A 613-nucleotide genomic window follows, 5' to 3' on the forward strand; every position below is an offset into this window, starting at 1 on the left:
CGCAGCGCCCGCAGCGCCAGCGCGCCGAGCACGCCCGCCGCGGTGGCGCCGACCCCGGCGTACAGGGCGATGAGCAGCAGATCGTTCATGAGCGGGTGCCTCCCGCGCCGGTGTCGCCGTCGAAGCGGTAGCCGACCCCCCAGACCGTGGTGATCAGGGTGGGCGTGCCCGGGTCCTGTTCCACCTTGTGCCGCAACCTGCGTATGTGGACCGTGACGGTGGACAGGTCACCGAACTCCCAGCCCCAGACCGCCGACATCAGTTCCTCCCGGGTGAAGGCCCGGTCGGGGTGGCGGAGGAAGTGGGCCAGCAGGTCGAACTCACGCACGGTCAGGGACAGCGGCCCCGAGGGTCCGTGGGCGGAGCGCGCGGCCGGATCCAGCACCAGGCCGCCGCCCGCCAGCCGGGGACCGCCCGGGTGCGGGGCGCCGGCCCTGCGCAGTACCGACTCCACCCGCAGCACCAGCTCGCGGGGGCTGAACGGTTTCGGCAGGTAGTCGTCGGCGCCGATCTCCAGCCCGGTGATGCGGGCCTCCTCGTCGCCCCTGGCGGTGAGCATCACCACCGGCACCGAGCCGGCGGCGCACAGCCACCGGCACACCTGTAGGCCGTC

At 73.9% G+C, this 613-nt stretch carries 1 protein-coding gene; it reads right to left on the bottom strand.

Annotated elements, in window-relative coordinates; genetic code table 11:
• Positions 1 to 85: 85 nt before the first annotated feature.
• Positions 86 to 613 (bottom strand): response regulator transcription factor (locus tag ACYVE9_RS30060; RefSeq protein WP_461031017.1); only part of this gene is annotated, 528 nt, incomplete at its 5' end.

It is taken from the genome of Streptomyces sparsus, assembly GCF_054776295.1.